The organism is Mucilaginibacter hurinus (genome assembly GCF_003324525.1).
GTDB classification, from domain to species: Bacteria; Bacteroidota; Bacteroidia; order Sphingobacteriales; family Sphingobacteriaceae; genus Mucilaginibacter; species Mucilaginibacter hurinus.
Map to the genome: position 1 here is coordinate 35,663 of NZ_QGDC01000010.1, position 18,333 is coordinate 53,995.

Below are 18,333 nucleotides of genomic sequence, written 5' to 3' on the forward strand. Positions count from 1 at the left end.
GAATGACCCGCTATTTAAGGAGATATTTTTTATTATGGCTGTTATTGGCTTTGGAGCTAAATACCTCGGCCACCGGCAATAAGCCTGCTGTACTGCACAAAGACAGTGCGGCCGTAACTGTAAAAGCCTTTGACACCAAAACGCTAAAAAAATATGCGGAAGACGAAGACTTTGCCTACGTAAAAGAAAAAAAAGAACAGCCATCCGCCTGGAACCGCTTTTGGATGTGGCTATGGGCCTTGATAATTTATGCTATATCCAACACATTTTTAGGCTCAGTAATATTTAAGTATTTGCTGCCGGGGCTGGCACTTGCAGGGTTGATTTATGTTATTATGAAAGCCGCGGGTATGGATGTAGCGGCGCTGTTTAGCCGCAAAGCAAAAAAAAGCGATATACCCTATTATGAATCACTTGAAAACATTCATGAAATAGACTTCGACAGCGAGATAAATAATGCCATAGCGCAGTATAACTACAGGCTTGCAGTACGGTTGCTATATCTTAAATGCCTGAAACAGTTAAGCGACAGGGAATTGATAAAGTGGCAGATTGACAAAACCAACTCGGCCTATTATTATGAATTATCTAACCCTGCGCAGCGTGAAATGTTCGGTGCGCTTACCCGCAGGTTTGAATACGTTTGGTACGGCGATTTTGGCATAAACGAGCACATCTTTAACGATATCAACCGCATGTTTGGTGAGTTTAAGCAACAGTTGCCATGAAGGATTTAAAGATATATCTTATTGCCGGCGCTATACTGCTTACTGCTTATGTAGTAATGCAATATAACCAGCCGAAAGAAACTGATTGGAATGTCAGCTATATCAACACCAAAAAATCCCCTTTCGGCACTTTTGTAATTTACAACCATATAAAAGACCTTTTCCCGGATGCACGCGTAACACCACGGAGGCAATCTGTACATAACGTACTTGTTGATACAGAGTATAAAAACGCAGCATACATCATTATTTGCAATCGTATCCAAACATCAGAAGAGGACCAGCAGCAGTTAGAACGATTTATAAAAGCCGGTAATGATGCATTTATAGCTGCCGAAGATTTTGGCACTTTGTTTAGAGACAGATTAAATATTAAGGCAAATGACTTATATGGCGAGTATAACAAGCCCGAATACATCAGCTTTGTAAATCCGGCGCTAAATCCCGACAGGCAATATTTTGTAGATAAAGGGGCTATAAACAACTATTTTAGTGAGCTGGATACCGCCAATACCGTTGTACTTGGCGTTAACAACAACGGGCTTGCCAATTTTATAAAATATAAAATTGGCAAGGGGTCGCTTTACCTTTCGGCCAACCCTAAGATGTTTGCGAATTATGGGCTATTGAAGCCCTTATCTGCACAATATGCGCCGGCAGCATTATCATACCTTAATCCTAAACAAATTTTATGGGACGAATATTACTCGCAGGGCTCAGCTAACGAAGCATCACCTATGCGCGTTTTCTTCAACAACCCGGCATTACGGCATGCATACTATACAGCGCTTTTTAGTTTAATTGTATATGTGTTGTATAATCTTAAACGGCGCCAGCGCCCCATTCCAGTGATTGAGCCCCTGCAAAACTCTACGCTGGATTTTGTGCGTGTAGTAGGACAGGTGTATTATGAGAGCCATGACAACCAAAACATTGCACACAAAAAGATACTATACTTTTTAACTTTTTTGCGTGAGCAGTTCAGCCTGCAAACCAATAAGCTTGACGATGATTTTACTAATGCGCTGGCGCAAAAAGCGGGTATAGAACAGGCTGACGCACGAGAGCTTGTAGATTATATGAATTACATTGCGCACCAGCAACGAGTAAGTGATTATGAACTAATGCAATTAAATAAACTCATAGAGAATTTTTATACCATATCTGCATAAAAATGGAAGAAGAAATATTTGAACAAAGAACTGACCTGAGTAAACTCAACCATGCGGTTGAACACATAAAGGCTACACTTGCTAAAATTATTGTAGGTCAGCACGAAACGATTGACCTTATTATAGCAGGCATACTGGCTGACGGGCATATACTGATAGAAGGTGTACCCGGCGTGGCAAAAACTTTAACGGCCAAACTTGTGGCCAAAGCCATTGATGCCAAATACTCGCGCGTGCAGTTTACGCCCGACCTGATGCCGTCAGATATTTTAGGTACGCCGGTATTCAATCCTAAAACCACGCAGTTTGAGTTTAAGCACGGTCCTATTTTCGGCAATATCATCCTGATAGATGAGATTAACCGCGCACCTGCTAAAACACAATCAGCTCTGTTTGAAGTAATGGAAGAGCGCCAGCTAACTATTGACGGTACCAGCTATAAAATGGACGAACCTTTTATGGTACTGGCTACCCAAAACCCTATAGAGCAGGAAGGCACCTACCGCCTGCCGGAAGCCCAGCTTGATAGGTTTTTGTTTAAGATAGAGATAAAATATCCTACACTGGAAGAGGAAATTTTGATTATAACCCAGCAGCACCAGAAAAAAAATACTGAGCAACTCAGTCATATTAAACCCGTACTATCATCACAGGAGGTAGTTGACTTGCGTGAACAAGTACGCGGCTTTCACGTAGAGCCTAAAATACTGGAGTTTACCGCGCGCATCATTACCGAAACACGCAATCACAAATCGTTATACCTGGGTGGTTCGCCACGGGCTTCATTAGCTGTTGTAAGTGCTGCCAAAGCTATCGCTGCTATCAAGGGCCGTGATTTTATTACCCCTGATGATGTACTACAGGTAACGCCAGCCGTATTAAGGCATCGCATTATGTTAACACCGGACAAAGAGATGGAAGGCGTTACACCGGACGATGTTATTGCACAGATAATACAAAAGATAGAAGTACCCCGCTAAACCTTTACGGTGAAAAAGATATTCAGCCTGTTTTACGCCAACCTGTTTTTAACTAACCGTTTGTTTGCCGGGTTTGCTGTATGCGTAATACTGTTTTTGCTTAAGTTTTTTTTTAACTGGATGGGTATTATACCCGACCTTGTTTTTTGGACATTGGTTATACTTATTGCAGCCGACTTGATATTGCTTTACGGCAACAACAAAGGAGTTTTTGCCCGACGGCATGCGCCCGAACGTATGAGCAACGGCGACGATAATGAACTTGGCATATTTATCGAAAACTTTTACCCGTTTCCTATACAAGCCGGTATTATTGATGAAATACCGTTTCAGTTTCAAAAACGCGATGTATGGTTTAAAACAAGTTTGCCATCGCGGCGCCAAAAATTACTAAATTATATACTTCGTCCTACAAAACGCGGCGAATATGAGTTTGGCGACATAAGGGTGTTTGTACGGTCGCCCCTGGCGCTTATAAGCCGCCGGTTTAATTTTAAGCAGGCCCAGGTACTCCCCGTATATCCGTCGTTTTTACAAATGCGCCGGTACGAGTTGATGGCTATTTCAAACCGGTTAAATGAAATAGGCGTAAAAAAAATAAGGCGGCTTGGCCATAACCTTGAGTTTGAGCAAGTAAAAAATTATGTTGCAGGCGATGACTATCGCACCATAAACTGGAAAGCCACAGCCAGGCACGGCAACTTTATGGTAAACTCCTATACCGACGAAAAATCGCAGCATGTGTATTGTGTAATTGATAAATCGCGCGCCATGCAAATGCCGTTTGAGGGGTTGAGCTTGCTTGACTATGCCATCAACGCCAGCCTGGTATTAACTAATGTTGCTTTATTAAAGGAAGATAAAGCCGGTTTGATAACCATTGCCGAAAAAACAGGTTCGGTAGTTGCCGCTGATAAAAAAGCTGTTCAGCTCAACCGCATAATGGAGGTGTTATACAGGGAGAAGACGCGTTATCTGGAAACCAATATGGAAGCGCTATATACTACAGTTAGGGGTATTATAAAGCAACGCAGCCTGGTGATATTTTTTACCAACTATGAAAGTTTTTCATCATTGCATCGCCAACTGCCTTTTTTAAAACGTATTGCGCGGTTTCACTTGCTTCTGGTAGTCTTTTTTGAAAATACCGAACTAACGGCGCTCAGCGAAGAACCAGCCCGGGATGTGGAAGAAGTGTACATAAAAACCATTGCCGAAAAATTTGCCAATGATAAAAAACTTGTGGTAAAGGAGTTAAAGCGGCATGGTATACAGTCAATACTTAGTACCCCGCAAAACCTCACGATAAATACAATAAACCGGTATCTGGAAATTAAAGCGAAGCAAAAAATTTAATCGGTGAGCACGATAAGGCGGCATTTGACAGCCGGTTAGATCACGTTCCCGGAAATTTAATACCCTCCTCGGTCAATCTCTTCATAATTTTTTCCTGCAGTTCAATTTTTACAGTTAAAAATTCTGATGGCTTTACCCAAACATTCACCAGGAAAGTCATTCTATCAAAAGCCAGCCTGGCTATTCCTACCCGCATCGGTAATTTGGGAATTATGTGCGGGGTGTTATTAATGGCCTCCAGGATTATTGCTTTTACCATTTCAGGGTTAGCTGCATACCCCAGCTCCAATTCAAAATCAAGCCTCCTGTTACCCTCGCGGGTAACATTAACTATCACTTCATTAAACAATTTACCATTAGGGATAATAATTGTCTTGTTATCAGCCGTTAGTAAAACTGTATAAAAAATCTGGATTGAGGTAACCTTGCCATCCTGTCCCTGGGCAATTATATTGTCGTTAAGTTCAAAGGGCTTAAGCAGCAAAATAAGCACTCCGCCGGCAAAGTTTTGCAACGTGCCTGATAGGGCAAGGCCTGCCGCCACGCCAAAAGCACCTACTAACGTAGTGAAAATTGTGGCCTCGATACCCAGTATTTGCATTACCAGCAGCACAAGGCAAATATTAAGTGCAGTTATGCTAAGGCTTAATAAAAAGGGCTGAAGCGATGAGTTAACTTCCCGCGTACTCATCTTACGCCTGATACGGGCTTTCAGAAAGCTAATGAACCACAAACCTACAATCAGGACAATTATTCCGAAGAGGATATTGGGGCCATGAATCAGCACCCAATCATAGGCTGTATCGTAAAATTTCTCCAACTTCATAGTTTCAGCATGAAGCTTCGAAATTAATAATTTATCACAGAAGGGTAACCAGGAATTCCGGCGATTTTAACAAGGCCCATTCAAATATCCGGGTTTGCAGTTGCTTCCTTTTACGGTTTATGTGTTTCATACGCTGGTGTTATCAAATGCTGTGCCCTTACAGCTGCACCTATAACATTTACGTATAAATTCATCTAATCATTACAAGCTTTAGATTATTTGCCGGTGTGGGTTGCCTGCAAATTACATTTAGATAACAATGTAGCTAGGCTACCTCTCCTAAAAACAAAACCTTTGTCTGTTAAAAAAGACAGCCTATATCCATCGGTAAAAGCTACATATGAAAAAAAGCGGCTAGTCATAATCGACTAACCGCTTTATATCTAAGCATTTCAAAGCCCCGAAGGAGCAATGGGCAATATTACATCATGCCGCCCATGCCACCGCCGTGACCGTGCATTGCCGGCGCACCGCCTTTGTCTTCTTCCGGCTCATCAGCTAACACACACTCGGTAGTTAACAGCATTGAGGCGATAGAAGCAGCATGCTCTAAAGCAACACGGCTTACCTTAGTAGGATCAATAACGCCGGCAGCAATCATATTTTCAAATACGTCTGTGCGTGCATTATAACCAAAATCGGCTGTGCCTTCTTTAACTTTTTGTACAATAATAGAACCTTCTATACCAGCATTCTCGCATATCTGGCGCAGTGGCTCTTCAATTGCACGACGAATAATTTGGATACCGGTATTCTCGTCTTCGTTTACACCTTTAACTTCTTTTAATGCTTCAACAGCACGTATAAAGGCTACACCACCACCGGCAACAATGCCTTCTTCAACAGCAGCACGGGTAGCATGTAAAGCGTCGTCAACACGGTCTTTTTTCTCTTTCATTTCAACCTCAGATGCAGCACCGATATATAATACCGCAACACCGCCTGATAATTTAGCTAAGCGCTCCTGTAGTTTTTCTTTATCGTAATCTGAAGTAGTGGTTTCAATCTGAGATTTGATTTGACCAACACGGGCTTTGATTTCTTCAGCCTGGCCTGCACCGTTGATAACGGTAGTATTATCTTTATCAACAATGATCTTTTCGGCTGTACCTAAGTAAGAAAGATCGGCGTTCTCTAATTTATAACCTCTTTCCTCTGAAATAACAGTACCACCGGTAAGGATAGCGATATCCTCTAACATAGCTTTCCTGCGGTCGCCAAAGCCTGGTGCTTTTACAGCAGCCACTTTTAGTGAGCCGCGTATTTTATTAACTACCAGGGTAGCTAAAGCCTCACCATCTAAATCTTCGGCGATGATTAATAAAGGCTTGCCGGTTTGTACTTGTTTTTCAAGTACAGGAAGCAGCTCCTTCATCGAAGATATTTTTTTGTCGTAAATAAGGATGTATGGATTCTCTAACTCCACTTCCATCTTATCAGAGTTGGTTACAAAGTACGGTGAAAGGTAACCACGGTCAAACTGCATACCTTCTACAGTTTTCACTTCAGTTTCGGTACCTTTTGCCTCTTCAACAGTAATAACACCATCTTTACCAACTTTCTCCATTGCCTCAGCAATCAACGCGCCTATAACTTCATCGTTATTAGCCGATATAGCTGCAACTTGTTTTATTTTATTGTTGTCTTCGCCAACTGATTGTGATTGCGATTTGAGGTTTTCAACAACCGATGAAACCGCCTTATCGATACCGCGCTTTAAATCCATTGGATTTGCACCGGCAGCTACGTTTTTGATACCCGCAGTAACAATAGCCTGCGCTAAAACGGTAGCTGTAGTAGTACCATCACCTGCTATGTCAGCAGTTTTTGATGCAACTTCTTTCACCATTTGCGCACCCATGTTTTCAATAGGGTCTTTCAATTCAATTTCTTTTGCTACTGTAACACCATCTTTAGTAATTGCGGGCGAGCCGAATTTTTTATCGATGATTACGTGGCGGCCTTTAGGGCCCAGGGTTACTTTAACCGCATTGGCTAAAATATCAACGCCTCTTTTGAGTGCGTCGCGTGCTTCTACGTTGTATTTAACTTGTTTTGACATGTCTTTTTTAATTTGTGAGTTAGTGAATTATTGACTTAGTGATTAATACACTGAGCCAATAAATTTTTTAATAACCTTGTTACTGATACAGGAAAGAGTGAATCACACAGTTACCCAATCAATAAATCAACAATTATAATACCGCGTATATATCTGATTCGCGCATAATTAAATACTCTTTACCCTCATAGGTAATTTCGGTCCCGGCATATTTGCCGTACAAAACCTGGTCGCCTGTTTTAACAGTTAAAGGCTCATCTTTTTTTCCTTCGCCAACAGCTACAACGGTTCCACGCTGTGGCTTTTCTTTTGCAGTATCCGGAATGATGATTCCTGAAGCAGTTTTTTCTTCGGCCGGTGCAGCTTCCACTACCACCCTGTCTCCGATAGGTTTAATGTTTAATGACATAACTATGCTTATTTTAATTTATTTTAAGTTTCGTTTGCTTTTGTACATCAATTGTGCCAAGGGGCAATGTTTATGACATATATACGTATTTTGCTGCACCCAAGGGTAAAATGACATCGCACTTGACAATTTTTCCATCACAAAATGTCAACGTGTCAGTGCACTAAAAACAAAAGGGGCTTCAGGATATTCCCAAAGCCCCTTTGTATATCTAAAAAATTGTTGTTATTTTTTTGTAGTATCAGCAGGCTTTTGCATGCCTGGTAATGTTGCAGGTGCAGTAACCGGACGACTTGGTTTTGAAGCCTCTTCTACTGCAGCATTATTAGTTTGTGTGGTTCCGCCGGTTTTGATTACCACGTTAATTGCCAGCGAAAGCACCATCAGCGTAATGGCCAGCACCCAGGTGCCTTTCTCTAAAAAGTCACCGGTTTTTTGCACACCCATCAACTGCGATGAACTTGAAAAATTTGACGCCAAGCCACCACCTTTTGGGTTTTGTATCAGCACGATTAGCCCTAACAGTACACAAACTAAAACGGCTATTACTATTAATACGATATCCATTATTTATATCAACTTTATTTCTTTTCTAAATTTTTTATACGGTCGGCAAAGTAACGGCTTTTTTCCGGGAATTTCAACATCAATTTTTTGTAAATCGCTATTGCTTTGGGATAAAGCATTTGCTCCGCGTAAATATTGGCTAACGTTTCGGTAACCAGGTCATTCTGGTCTTCTGAGCTTTTCTTCGCTTTATTTTCATTGTCGAGCCGCTCAGTATTGGTAGGTCTTATCTGCGGCTCTTCTTTTATAAACCGCTCTATAATCTCATCACCCTTATGCTTTACTTTGCTATCTCCATTACCGGCAGTGCTTTTGTCAAGTTGATCAACAGATGTGATGTGAAAGATATTTTCATAATACTGTTGCTGTAAAGCGTCGGTCACGGCAACCTGCCCGGCCGATGCCTGCGGTTGTACAGCTGCATACGGACGGTAAACCCCTGCATGTTCTTTACGGGTTTTATCAAGCCACCATAAAAAGCTGTAAGGCATCTTTTCATCGTGGTAACGTGATACGTTTGATTCTTCATCCGCACTAACTGCATCAGAGGCTGTCTGCGTGCTTGCTTCCGGCGCTGGTGTAACCACGTCTTGCACAGGTTCAGCCCCGGTAACGGCATCCTCTACTTCAACCTTACCAAAAGCACGGTCAAACATGAAGTAATCGGTAGCTGCGATATTGCCGACTATAAGCTTATCTGCTTCGTCCTCCAATTTAAAATTATGGTCAGCATGCGTATCTTCTGTTCCGGCTACAAGATGGTCTGCCTCTTGTTCGCTGAAAGGCTCTGAAAAAGTAAAAACCACCTCGTCATCAGTGGGTTGCTTTACTGTTTCAATATTGATATCATCAATGCTTACTATCTCGTCGTAAACTTCATCTTCAATATAGTCAGCCTCCGCGTCGTCAGCATTTTCTTCAGATACCGGGCTAACGCTTTCCGGTTGCGCAGGTTCTTCATCCGGCCTATCGGCACCAATTTCAATCGTAACACTGTTATCAACCGCTACGTCTGTTGTCTGCTCTGATAAAGCCGCGTCACTGTGCTCTACCTCCGTAAGGCTTGTATCAACATCATTTGCCGGGGCCGATAAATCTTCAGTTATTTCAGGGGTTGGCTGTGTGCCGTAATCGGCTACAGACTGTGATGTAACTACTTCTTTCGGTTCGTCATCCTGGATATCTTGCTCATGGTTGTCAGCGGCAATGGCAGGTACATCAGCTATTTCCTGATCTCTATTGTAATCAGCTAGTTGCGGTTCAACATTCTCTATCCCGGCTACTACCTCGCCCTCCAGTTCAACAGTTGCGGCAGGCGATGAGTCGCCGGTTTGCTGCGACACTAAGTCATTTATATACGGCAGTTGAACAGGAGTTATAATTTCAGACTGCGTATTTGCGGGGGCCGGGCGAATAAAACCGGCCGCAGCAGATTGATAAAAAACTTGTCCGGGTTCAACAACGGGAAGCCCTTCCGGATGTTTCAGCACTTTATAAAGCAGTGCGGGATCAAAGTAAGCCGCTGCTTGCTGGAGTGTTAACGAACCGTTGGCATGTGCCAGTAAAGCCTGCAATATTCCACTTTGCGGAAAATTTTTAACGAGCTGTTGGAGGTCATTCATATACTCCTGACCCGGATTGGCCGGATTGGCTATCAAATTATACAGAAATTGGCTTTGCCTTTTGTTTGTGTATTGATCCACGAGGCTGAAACTACGAATTTGTTACCAATTAGCAAAAGCTTTGTTAAAAACGTCTTCGGTAAGCTGCCTTACTATATTCCTGATGAGTTCATTCTCCACCCTGGAAATGTCTCCCTGAAAATCCTGGTACTTTGTAAACTGCTGCTCAAAATTGAACTTCTTATCAAACTCGTTGGTGTATTTTACATTTACGGTAATACTTAAGCGCGAAGCATTTGCCAGGGGTGGCCGTGTCGGATCAGTAGCCTCAATAGATGCCGGAGTTATGGTATAGTTTACAATGGCGCCAGACATGGTGGCGTTAGCTGCCGGGTCGCGCGTGATGGTTAACTTTGATTGCGAACGTATACGCTCTTTGAGCGCCTCAGTAAATGTTTGACTTAACGTGGGCACCACCAGCGGCGCGTTATTTTCAAAAAATTCAATATTTATTGATTTCAGTTCAGGCGGAATGGATGCACCGTTGAGCGTAACACTGCACGATTGCAAAGTGAGCATCAATGCAATTATCGCTGTAAAAAAACCAAGTATCCTTCTCATTTACCTTTATAAGTTTAACTCTTTAATTTTTCTGTACAATGTCCGTTCAGATATTCCCAACTCGTTGGCGGCTAATTTACGCTTTCCCTTGTGCTTCTTCAGGGCTTTGCGTATCAGGTCTGATTCCTTTTCAATAAGCGACAATGACTCCTCCACCTCCTCGGCTTCATGGGTAATATGATAGTTGTCGTTGTTATGATTTATATTACTATTAACACTGCTGTTATTAACGGGTTGCTGCAATGTAAATTGCGCATCGGCACTGCCCGGCAGCTCGATATCACGGTATAGCTGGTTAATTACCTGCGATTGATCACCGTAACCGGTTGCTACGCCGCCGTGTTCGATAATGTTGGCAACCAATTTTTTTAATTCTACCATATCCCGCTTCATATCAAACAGCACTTTATACAGTATGTCACGTTCCGAGAAGTCGTCTTTAGGCTGGCTTTCCAGTCGCATGGGCAAATTTCTGCTGCCTGCCTCATGGGGTATATAAGTAAGCAGGGTTTGGGCCGTGATGGTCCGGTCGCGCTCAAGCACAGCTAACTGTTCAGCCATGTTTTTTAACTGGCGCACATTGCCCGGCCAACTGTAATTTACTAACACCTCTTTTGCTCCTTCATCAAGGTGGATAGGCGGAGTCCGGTATTTATCTGTAAAATCTGAAGTGAACTTGCGGAAAAGCAGGTAAATATCTTCCTTCCGGTCACGAAGCGGTGGAATGCGCAGCGGCACCGTATTTAACCGGTAGTACAAATCCTCCCTGAACTTACCAGCCTTAACTGCATCGTATACATCCACATTGGTAGCCGCTATAACGCGTACGTTGGTTTTTTCAACCTTTGAGGCGCCCACCCGTATAAATTGCCCTGATTCCAATACGCGCAGCAATCGGGCCTGCGTGCCTAAAGGCATCTCAGCTATTTCATCTAAAAATATAGTTCCGCCGTTAACCGTTTCAAAATATCCTTTGCGCTCGCCCACCGCGCCGGTGTAGGCTCCCTTTTCGTGCCCGAATAGTTCCGAATCTATGGTACCTTCAGGTATCGCCCCACAGTTAACTGCAATAAACGGCCCGTGTTTACGCGGGCTCATTTGGTGAATGATATGCGAAAAAACTTCCTTACCGCTCCCACTTTCACCAGTTATTAAAACTGAAATGTCAGTAGGTGCTACCTGGTTAGCTATGTTTATAGCCCGGTTTAAAAGCGGCGAATTGCCGATTATACCAAAGCGTTGTTTTATGTCTTGTATTTCCATAAGCAGAATCAAGAGTCAGGAATCAAGAATTAAGATTCTGAGTCCGGATTTCGTTGTTTAAAATATACTCCCTGAACGCAAAAATCATTTTCTGAACTTCAGCCAATAACTCAAGGCATTCTTCTAATTTTTTTGACGAGCCGTAACACCTGCGCTTACATATTAGCAACTGAGTGTCTAATTCAAATGATGATGTTAAAGCAGTAGTAAGGAATTCTCCAAAATGCAAACTGGTTCTTTTACCGGAACCTTCGGCAATATTTGACGGAACTGAGCATACACTCCTGTTTATTTGGCTAATAAGATTATAACGTTCTTCAATGGGCAAATCATCTGTATAAGCATAAATCAAATCAACTAAATCCATTGATTTTTGCCATATTCTAAGATTTTTAAAATTGTGCCTAAGCATACGTTCCAATCTTACTTCCTTACTCTCAATTCCTGATTCTCCAATCAAATGATTCGGCCAATCAATGTAGCTGTAGTAGTGCGCTCAACCATTACATAGGCGTATTGGCCGGGCTTATACTCCGGGTGTACCGGGAATACCACCATGGCATTTTGGTCGTTACGGCCGCAATAGTCGTCGGCTGATTTTTTTGAGTAGCCTTCAATCAGTACTTTTTGCACCTTACCTAATTGCTGCTGCAAACGATAATACGAGTATTGTTGCTGCTTAGCCACTATTTCTTTTAACCGGCGGCTTTTAACGGCTTCGGGCACATCGTCGGCGTAACGTTTGGCAGCTAGCGTACCCGGCCTTTCTGAGTAGGTAAACATATACGCAAAATCGTATTTTACATAATCCATCATGCTTAATGAATCGGCATGTTCTTCTTCGGTTTCGGTGCAAAAACCGGCAATAATATCTGTTGATATCGCACATCCGGGTATAATGCGACGGATTGCGTCAATACGGTCTATATACCATTCACGGCTATAGGTACGGTTCATCAATTCAAGCACACGGCTATTTCCTGATTGTACAGGCAAGTGTATGTAATTACAAATATTTTCATATTTAGCTATGGTGTACAGCACCTCATCAGTGATATCCTTAGGATGCGAAGTAGAAAACCTCACCCGCAAGTCAGGATGAATAAGCGCTACCATTTCAAGCAGGTTGGCAAAGTTGGTCACATTCTCCTTTTCGTGTGTGAATAAAAGCGAACCCTCTGCTATTGATTCTCCGGCTTCCGCACGCCCAATACCGTTTAAGTATTGCTCCTGTAACTCTTCGTTACTTACATCAGCCTTCCCGGGCTTTGCCGGGCCGGCGCTCCATTTATACGAGTCGACATTTTGGCCAAGTAAAGTAACTTCGCGGTAACCCTGGTTAAACAAAGCACTGCATTCAGCAACGATTGATTGCGGATCGCGACTGCGTTCGCGGCCGCGGGTAAACGGCACTACGCAAAACGAGCACATATTGTCGCAGCCACGCATAATGGATACAAACGCGTTTATGCCATTGCTGTTTAACCGCACAGGATTAATGTCGGCATAAGTTTCTTCGCGTGACAGCAACACATTTACCGCCTTTTGTCCACTGTCAACCTGGTCTATCAGGTTAGGTAAATCGCGGTAAGCATCAGGTCCTACAACTACATCAACAAGTTTTTCTTCCTCTAAAAACTTCGATTTTAATCGTTCGGCCATACAACCTAATACACCCACCACCATTCCCGGATTTTTCACCTTCGCAATGGTAAATTCTTTTAAACGGTTACGCACACGCTGCTCGGCATTCTCACGTATTGAGCAGGTATTAATAAACACTACATCAGCAATGGTATGGTCTTTAGTGGTTTCAAAACCGTGCTCAGCTAAAATTGAAGCAACTATTTCACTGTCAGAAAAATTCATGGCACAACCGTAACTTTCAATGTATAGCTTGCGGCCATTATTTTTCCCGGCGGGCTCAAGTACTAAAGCCTCTCCCTGCCTGCTCTCATCATGCGTTTTGTCCGGAACAACCAAATCAATCATTTAAAAAAAATTAATGCCTGCAAAAATACATAATCTTTTACATTTTAAATGACAGTTTGTCATACAATTAACAAAATAGACATTCCGTTGTTATACCTCTGAGAGACAAACAAATATTACATGGTAAACGCTGATTCCCCTAATAAACCCGCAAAAAAATGGCCTTATATTTTACTCGCTATTTTACTCGTGCTGGGTGGTTCAGGGTATTATCTGTATAATAAATATATCGCCGACGAAGGCTGGAAACCTCTTTTACAAGCTCAACTAAAAGAGCTGGTTCTTGAATCGACCGACAGCTTGTACCGGATAGAATATTCGGACTTTGATGTGGATATTACATCGGGTGATGCTACCCTGAGTGATTTTAAGTTGATACCCGATACCCTGGTATACAATAAAATGGTGGCGTTGAAAAAAGCGCCTGATAACCTTTTTACCTTAAGTGTAAAAAAACTCGGCCTTAAAAACCTGGAAGCTAAAAAGGCTTACCAGGACAAAATATTAAATGCAGACCTTGTATTTATAGAAGCTCCCGAGCTTACCATTGTAAATAAGCGCTACGCCTATAATGACACGGTTAAAGTTGGCAAGCCTAAAACACCTTATGAAATTATTAAAAAGACGTTTAAAAAACTACGGGTTGATTCCGTCGCTTTAAATAATATCAGCCTTACCTATATTAATAAAAACGGATCGTCTATACGTAAATCGTCTTTAAAAGACCTCCATATCAGCGTATCAGATATTTTTGTTGATTCACTATCGGCACAGGATAGCAGCCGTTTTTATTATACCAAGGGCATTGAGGTTACCGTAAATAACTACGAGATAAATACTCCTGACAACCTGTATGAAGCCAGAGTAAAAAAGATCTTTTTTTCCACGGTCAACCGCCAAATAAAACTTGATAACATTTCGTTTTTACCACGTTACAACAAAAGCGAGTTTTATAAAAAGCGCGGCACGCCAGGCGATATCTTCAGTTTAAAATTTAAGGATATTGACATAAAAGACATTAACCTGCAGTTATTCCTGCGCGAACAAAAACTGTATGCCGGTGCCATCGATTTGAATAAGGCAGATGTAGAGATATACAATAACAATGCTTATAAAGGCGTAAAGACCAACAAGATAGGTAAAGACCCGCACCAGGCATTACAAAAATTAGCGCTTGACATGAAGCTAACGCGCCTTAACATCAAAAATACGGATATCATCTATAAGGAAGCTGACGCGAAAACCGGTTTCACCGGGGTAACTAGTTTTAAGCATACTAATGGCTACATCCTAAACATGACCAATGATGCGCCTGCCAAAAAGCTTAATAAATTTATGACCGCCCATATCAATACTCGTTTTATGGACGCCGCTAATCTTAATGTCAACTTTAAATTTGACCTTACATCAAAAACAGGCGCGTTTAATTACAACGGTACGCTGGGAAAGTTTGACGGCCGTGTACTGGATAAGCTTGTTAAGCCCCTCGCGCTGGTACATGTAGAATCGGCGGATGTAAAAAAGCTGCTATTTAATGTAAACGCCAGTAACTATCAGGGCAAAGGCCAACTTCAGTTTTACTACAATAATCTCAAAATACATCTGCTAAAAAAAGAAGAAGGCAAAAAACAGTTGCAAAAGCAGGGCTTTGTGTCAACATTAGCCAATACCTTTTTTATCGACCATGACAATCCTGATAAAAAAGGAAATTTTCGCCCGGGGCCGATAAACCTGGCGCGCGATCCAAAAACTTCATTCTTCAGTTTTTTATATAAGGCTTTGCTTGATGGCCTGAAGCCCAGCGTTGGTTTTGATGAAAAGACGGAAAATGAAGTTACAAAAACGGTGGAAGACGTAAGTAACATTATTAAAAAAATAGAGAACATTAAGCTTTTTAAGAAAGCTACACCTGAAGAAAAAGCTGCAAAAGAGAAAGCCAAGGCATTAAAAAAAGCTAAAAAGGAAGCGCAAGAGGCAGCAGAGAAAAAGGCAAAAGAGGAAAAAGAGGCACTTGAACAAAAACAAAAAGAGGCCGAAAAGACACGGGAGAATAGCGAAACAGAGGGGAACTAATTATGATAAAACAATTTTTAAAACACAGGTGGCAGCGCGTAATATTTTATACTGTACTTGTTATAGCAATAGTAGCTATATTACTTACTATTGCAACCAACCTGTTTGTCGTCCCCGCCCTGCAAAATAAACTAAAAACCAGTATACGCGAAAGCAGCGACAGTTTATATATAGTTAATTATAATGATGCTGATATAAGTCTTTTACAGGGCAATATCACCCTTACAGATGCGACGCTTAAAGTTGACAGCGCTGTTTATAAGAAAAAAAAGAGTGAGGGTACCGCGCCAAATAACTTGTATAACGTAAGCGTAAAACAGCTGCGCCTTACCGGCGTAAAGGGGCTGAAGCTATATTTCAGCAAAAAAGCCGATGTTGGCAAAATAGTACTTAACGAACCTGAAATTGAGATGAGCTATGAGGCCAATAACCCTGAAGACTCTGCATCCAGGGACAAGCGGACCATTTGGCAACGCATATCAAAAAGCCTGCAATCGGTACAGGTAGGTGAGATATTGCTGAATAACTTAAAATTTAAACACGTTAATTACGCCCGAAAAAAACCATTAACCACCGTAGTGAAAGAGGTGAATTTAAGAGCAGTAAACTTGTTGATAGATTCGGCAACGCAGGCAGACACATCACGCTTTTTTTACTGTAAGGATCTGATTACAGAGGTGAGTAATTATAGCGGCCGCACCGGCAACGGCCTTTATACATACGCATTAAAAAATATAAAATTCTCTACGCGCACCGCTCGTTTAAACGTGCAGGGCATAGTGTTTAAGCCGCATAACTCGTTACTCTTTTTTACCAAAACCCGCAGCGAGCGTTTCAATTTAAAACTAGACTCTCTTAATATAGATAATTTTGATTTTACCAATTACTACAAATACCGCACATTCAGCGCCTCAAAAGTTACACTTAGCAAAGGCACGCTCGATGTGTTTGGCGCACCAAATAAAATTCCCAATTATACGCGTGAAAATGTGGGCAGCTTCCCGCACATGGCTATACGCAAGCTTGATTTCGGACTGAAGATTGATACAGTAAGTATTAAAAAGCTGCACATTATTTATAGCGAGTTAAATAACGATTCGAAAAAGAAAGGCACGCTGGTTTTTGGCAACACGGCAGGCCAAATGCTGAATCTGACCAACAATAAAGCAGCTTTGAAGAGGAATAACCTGGCAAGGGTAAATCTAACTACCTACTTTATGGATCGCGGCCGCCTGGATGTTCGGTTCGTATTAAATCTCACCGCTGCAGATGCCTCGTTCAGCTACAAGGGCAGCTTGGGACCGATGAAGCTTTCATCATTAAACAGGGCTATTATGCCTATATCAATGGTGAAGGTGACTTCGGGAGTATTAAAACGCTTTGATTTTGATGTAGATGCTAACCGTTACCGTGCGAAAGGAAAAATGACCCTTCTTTATAACGACCTCAATATAAATATCCTTAAATTAGATGATGGTCGGTTAAAAAAGAAAGGGCTGATGTCAATGATGGCCAATGCTTTTATAATTGAACGCAATAACCCTGACGAGCCAGGAAAGGCACCACGTAGCGCTAACATCACATACGTGAGGCCTGTAAGTTATCCTTTTTTTAAAATTGCCTGGAAAACGCTGTTTGCCGGAGTTAAGGAATGTGCCGGTGTAAGCGAAATGGATGAAAAAAAAGCTAATGCCAAAATGAGCGAAGGCGATTTAGAAAAACAGAAAAAGAAAGAATAGACAAGCCGATAATCAATTTTAATTATTGTTATAACATCTTTCTAAATAAAATCCCAAGTTTTAGATTTTTAAATCTTCATTATTAGTATATTTCTCAAAATTGTTATTTAAGTAATTAAAAACAACCGACAAAAAGAGTACTTTAGCAAATAACACAATTATCTTAAGGCACAATGGTAAAAAAAAATCTTGTATGTGATTTAAATACCTGTTTTTTATGTAAAAATTGCCTTAACGAGTGGCACCCCGCTATTGCTGCAAACAAAACCAACTTTAAAGTAAAAAAAGGCGAGGTAATATTTCGCGAAGGAGATCCGGTAACGGGCATTTATTTCACATATTCCGGCAATGTTAAGATATATAAAAAGTGGGAAGCCGATAAGGAACTTATCATCAGGTTTGCCAATACAGGAAAGATATTTGGGCACCGCGGATTAGGTCGCAACGGCACATATCCTGTCTCGGCAGCCGCCCTGGAAGACAGCATAGCCTGTTATATTGATATGGACTTTTTTGAAGCTACTCTTAAGGTGAATACAGATTTTACCTACAAACTCCTTATGTTTTTTGCTGGAGAACTGGGCGAGTCTGAGAGAAAAATGCGAAACCTTGCCCATATGCCTGTTAAGGGCCGTGTAGCAGAAGCTCTTATTTTATTAAAAGACCAATTTGGTTTAACACCCGAGGGCTTTATCAACATCGAGTTAAGCCGTCAGGACCTGGCGTCATTTGCAGGAGCTACTTATGAAACCGTTTTCAGGGTAATTAATGAGCTGGTAAATGATAAGTTAATAGCTCTTGCCGGAAAAAGCATCATGATAACCAACCATGGGGGGCTACAAAAATTAACCCAGGACACGGGCATATAATCATTTCTGCATACCCCGGCATTTCTTATCCTACATCAAGTTTTACGATACAAA

The 18,333-nt window shown here is 41.7% G+C and carries 16 protein-coding genes; 7 read left to right on the plus strand and 9 right to left on the minus strand.

The window, feature by feature from the left end:
- Positions 1–2 precede the first annotated feature (2 nt).
- The 4 genes from DJ568_RS15915 to DJ568_RS15930 are packed head-to-tail and all read left to right on the plus strand — an operon-like array spanning position 3 to position 4,236.
- Positions 3–728 carry a DUF4129 domain-containing protein gene (locus DJ568_RS15915; protein WP_114006296.1) on the plus strand — a complete coding sequence of 242 codons (726 nt, stop codon included), beginning with the start codon at positions 3–5 and terminating at the stop codon, positions 726–728.
- A complete protein-coding gene (locus DJ568_RS15920) occupies positions 725–1,900 on the plus strand; it encodes a DUF4350 domain-containing protein (protein WP_114006297.1) in 1,176 nt (391 codons plus the stop codon). Before DJ568_RS15915 ends, DJ568_RS15920 begins: the two co-directional genes overlap by 4 nt.
- A gap of 2 nt (positions 1,901–1,902) precedes the next feature.
- Positions 1,903–2,880, plus strand: coding sequence for an AAA family ATPase (locus DJ568_RS15925; protein WP_114006298.1), 978 nt, complete (start codon positions 1,903–1,905; stop codon positions 2,878–2,880).
- 9 nt (positions 2,881–2,889) lie between these two features.
- Positions 2,890–4,236: a DUF58 domain-containing protein gene (locus DJ568_RS15930; RefSeq protein WP_114006299.1), complete on the plus strand. Its 1,347-nt coding sequence runs from the start codon at positions 2,890–2,892 to the stop codon at positions 4,234–4,236.
- A gap of 40 nt (positions 4,237–4,276) precedes the next feature.
- Here DJ568_RS15930 and DJ568_RS15935 read toward each other — a convergent pair whose 3' ends face one another.
- From DJ568_RS15935 to DJ568_RS15975, 9 genes are all read right to left on the minus strand, one after another.
- On the minus strand, positions 4,277–5,062 hold the full coding sequence (locus DJ568_RS15935) for a mechanosensitive ion channel family protein (RefSeq protein ID WP_114006300.1): 786 nt from the start codon (positions 5,060–5,062) through the stop codon (positions 4,277–4,279).
- Between the two features lie 421 nt (positions 5,063–5,483).
- On the minus strand, positions 5,484–7,124 hold the full coding sequence (gene groL / locus DJ568_RS15940; RefSeq protein ID WP_114006301.1) for a chaperonin GroEL: 1,641 nt from the start codon (positions 7,122–7,124) through the stop codon (positions 5,484–5,486).
- Between the two features lie 133 nt (positions 7,125–7,257).
- The gene (gene groES / locus DJ568_RS15945; protein WP_114006302.1) at positions 7,258–7,533 is read right to left on the minus strand and encodes a co-chaperone GroES; all 276 of its coding nucleotides are present in this window, start codon (positions 7,531–7,533) and stop codon (positions 7,258–7,260) included.
- A 225-nt stretch (positions 7,534–7,758) separates the two neighbouring features.
- Positions 7,759–8,100, minus strand: coding sequence for a preprotein translocase subunit SecG (secG, locus tag DJ568_RS15950; RefSeq protein ID WP_114006303.1), 342 nt, complete (start codon positions 8,098–8,100; stop codon positions 7,759–7,761).
- A 14-nt stretch (positions 8,101–8,114) separates the two neighbouring features.
- Entirely contained in the window at positions 8,115–9,803 is a 1,689-nt protein-coding gene (locus DJ568_RS15955; RefSeq protein ID WP_114006304.1) for a hypothetical protein, read from the minus strand.
- Positions 9,804–9,824: 21 nt separating this feature from the next.
- A complete protein-coding gene (locus DJ568_RS15960; protein WP_114006305.1) occupies positions 9,825–10,343 on the minus strand; it encodes an LptE family protein in 519 nt (172 codons plus the stop codon).
- A 6-nt stretch (positions 10,344–10,349) separates the two neighbouring features.
- On the minus strand, positions 10,350–11,606 hold the full coding sequence (locus DJ568_RS15965) for a sigma-54 interaction domain-containing protein (protein WP_114006306.1): 1,257 nt from the start codon (positions 11,604–11,606) through the stop codon (positions 10,350–10,352).
- 22 nt (positions 11,607–11,628) lie between these two features.
- Positions 11,629–12,018, minus strand: a complete 390-nt coding sequence (locus DJ568_RS15970; protein WP_233496708.1) for a four helix bundle protein — start codon at positions 12,016–12,018, stop codon at positions 11,629–11,631.
- Between the two features lie 44 nt (positions 12,019–12,062).
- On the minus strand, positions 12,063–13,598 hold the full coding sequence (locus tag DJ568_RS15975) for a MiaB/RimO family radical SAM methylthiotransferase (RefSeq protein WP_114006308.1): 1,536 nt from the start codon (positions 13,596–13,598) through the stop codon (positions 12,063–12,065).
- A 120-nt stretch (positions 13,599–13,718) separates the two neighbouring features.
- Here DJ568_RS15975 and DJ568_RS15980 point away from each other — a divergent pair, with 120 nt between their 5' ends.
- The 3 genes from DJ568_RS15980 to DJ568_RS15990 all read left to right on the plus strand — a co-directional run bounded on the left by DJ568_RS15980 (position 13,719) and on the right by DJ568_RS15990 (position 18,279).
- Positions 13,719–15,671, plus strand: a complete 1,953-nt coding sequence (locus tag DJ568_RS15980) for a hypothetical protein (protein ID WP_114006309.1) — start codon at positions 13,719–13,721, stop codon at positions 15,669–15,671.
- 2 nt (positions 15,672–15,673) lie between these two features.
- Positions 15,674–17,410 (plus strand): hypothetical protein, encoded by a 1,737-nt coding sequence (locus tag DJ568_RS15985; RefSeq protein WP_114006310.1) that lies wholly within the window; start codon positions 15,674–15,676, stop codon positions 17,408–17,410.
- A gap of 173 nt (positions 17,411–17,583) precedes the next feature.
- Positions 17,584–18,279 (plus strand): Crp/Fnr family transcriptional regulator, encoded by a 696-nt coding sequence (locus DJ568_RS15990; protein WP_114006311.1) that lies wholly within the window; start codon positions 17,584–17,586, stop codon positions 18,277–18,279.
- The last annotated feature ends 54 nt before the right edge of the window (positions 18,280–18,333 follow it).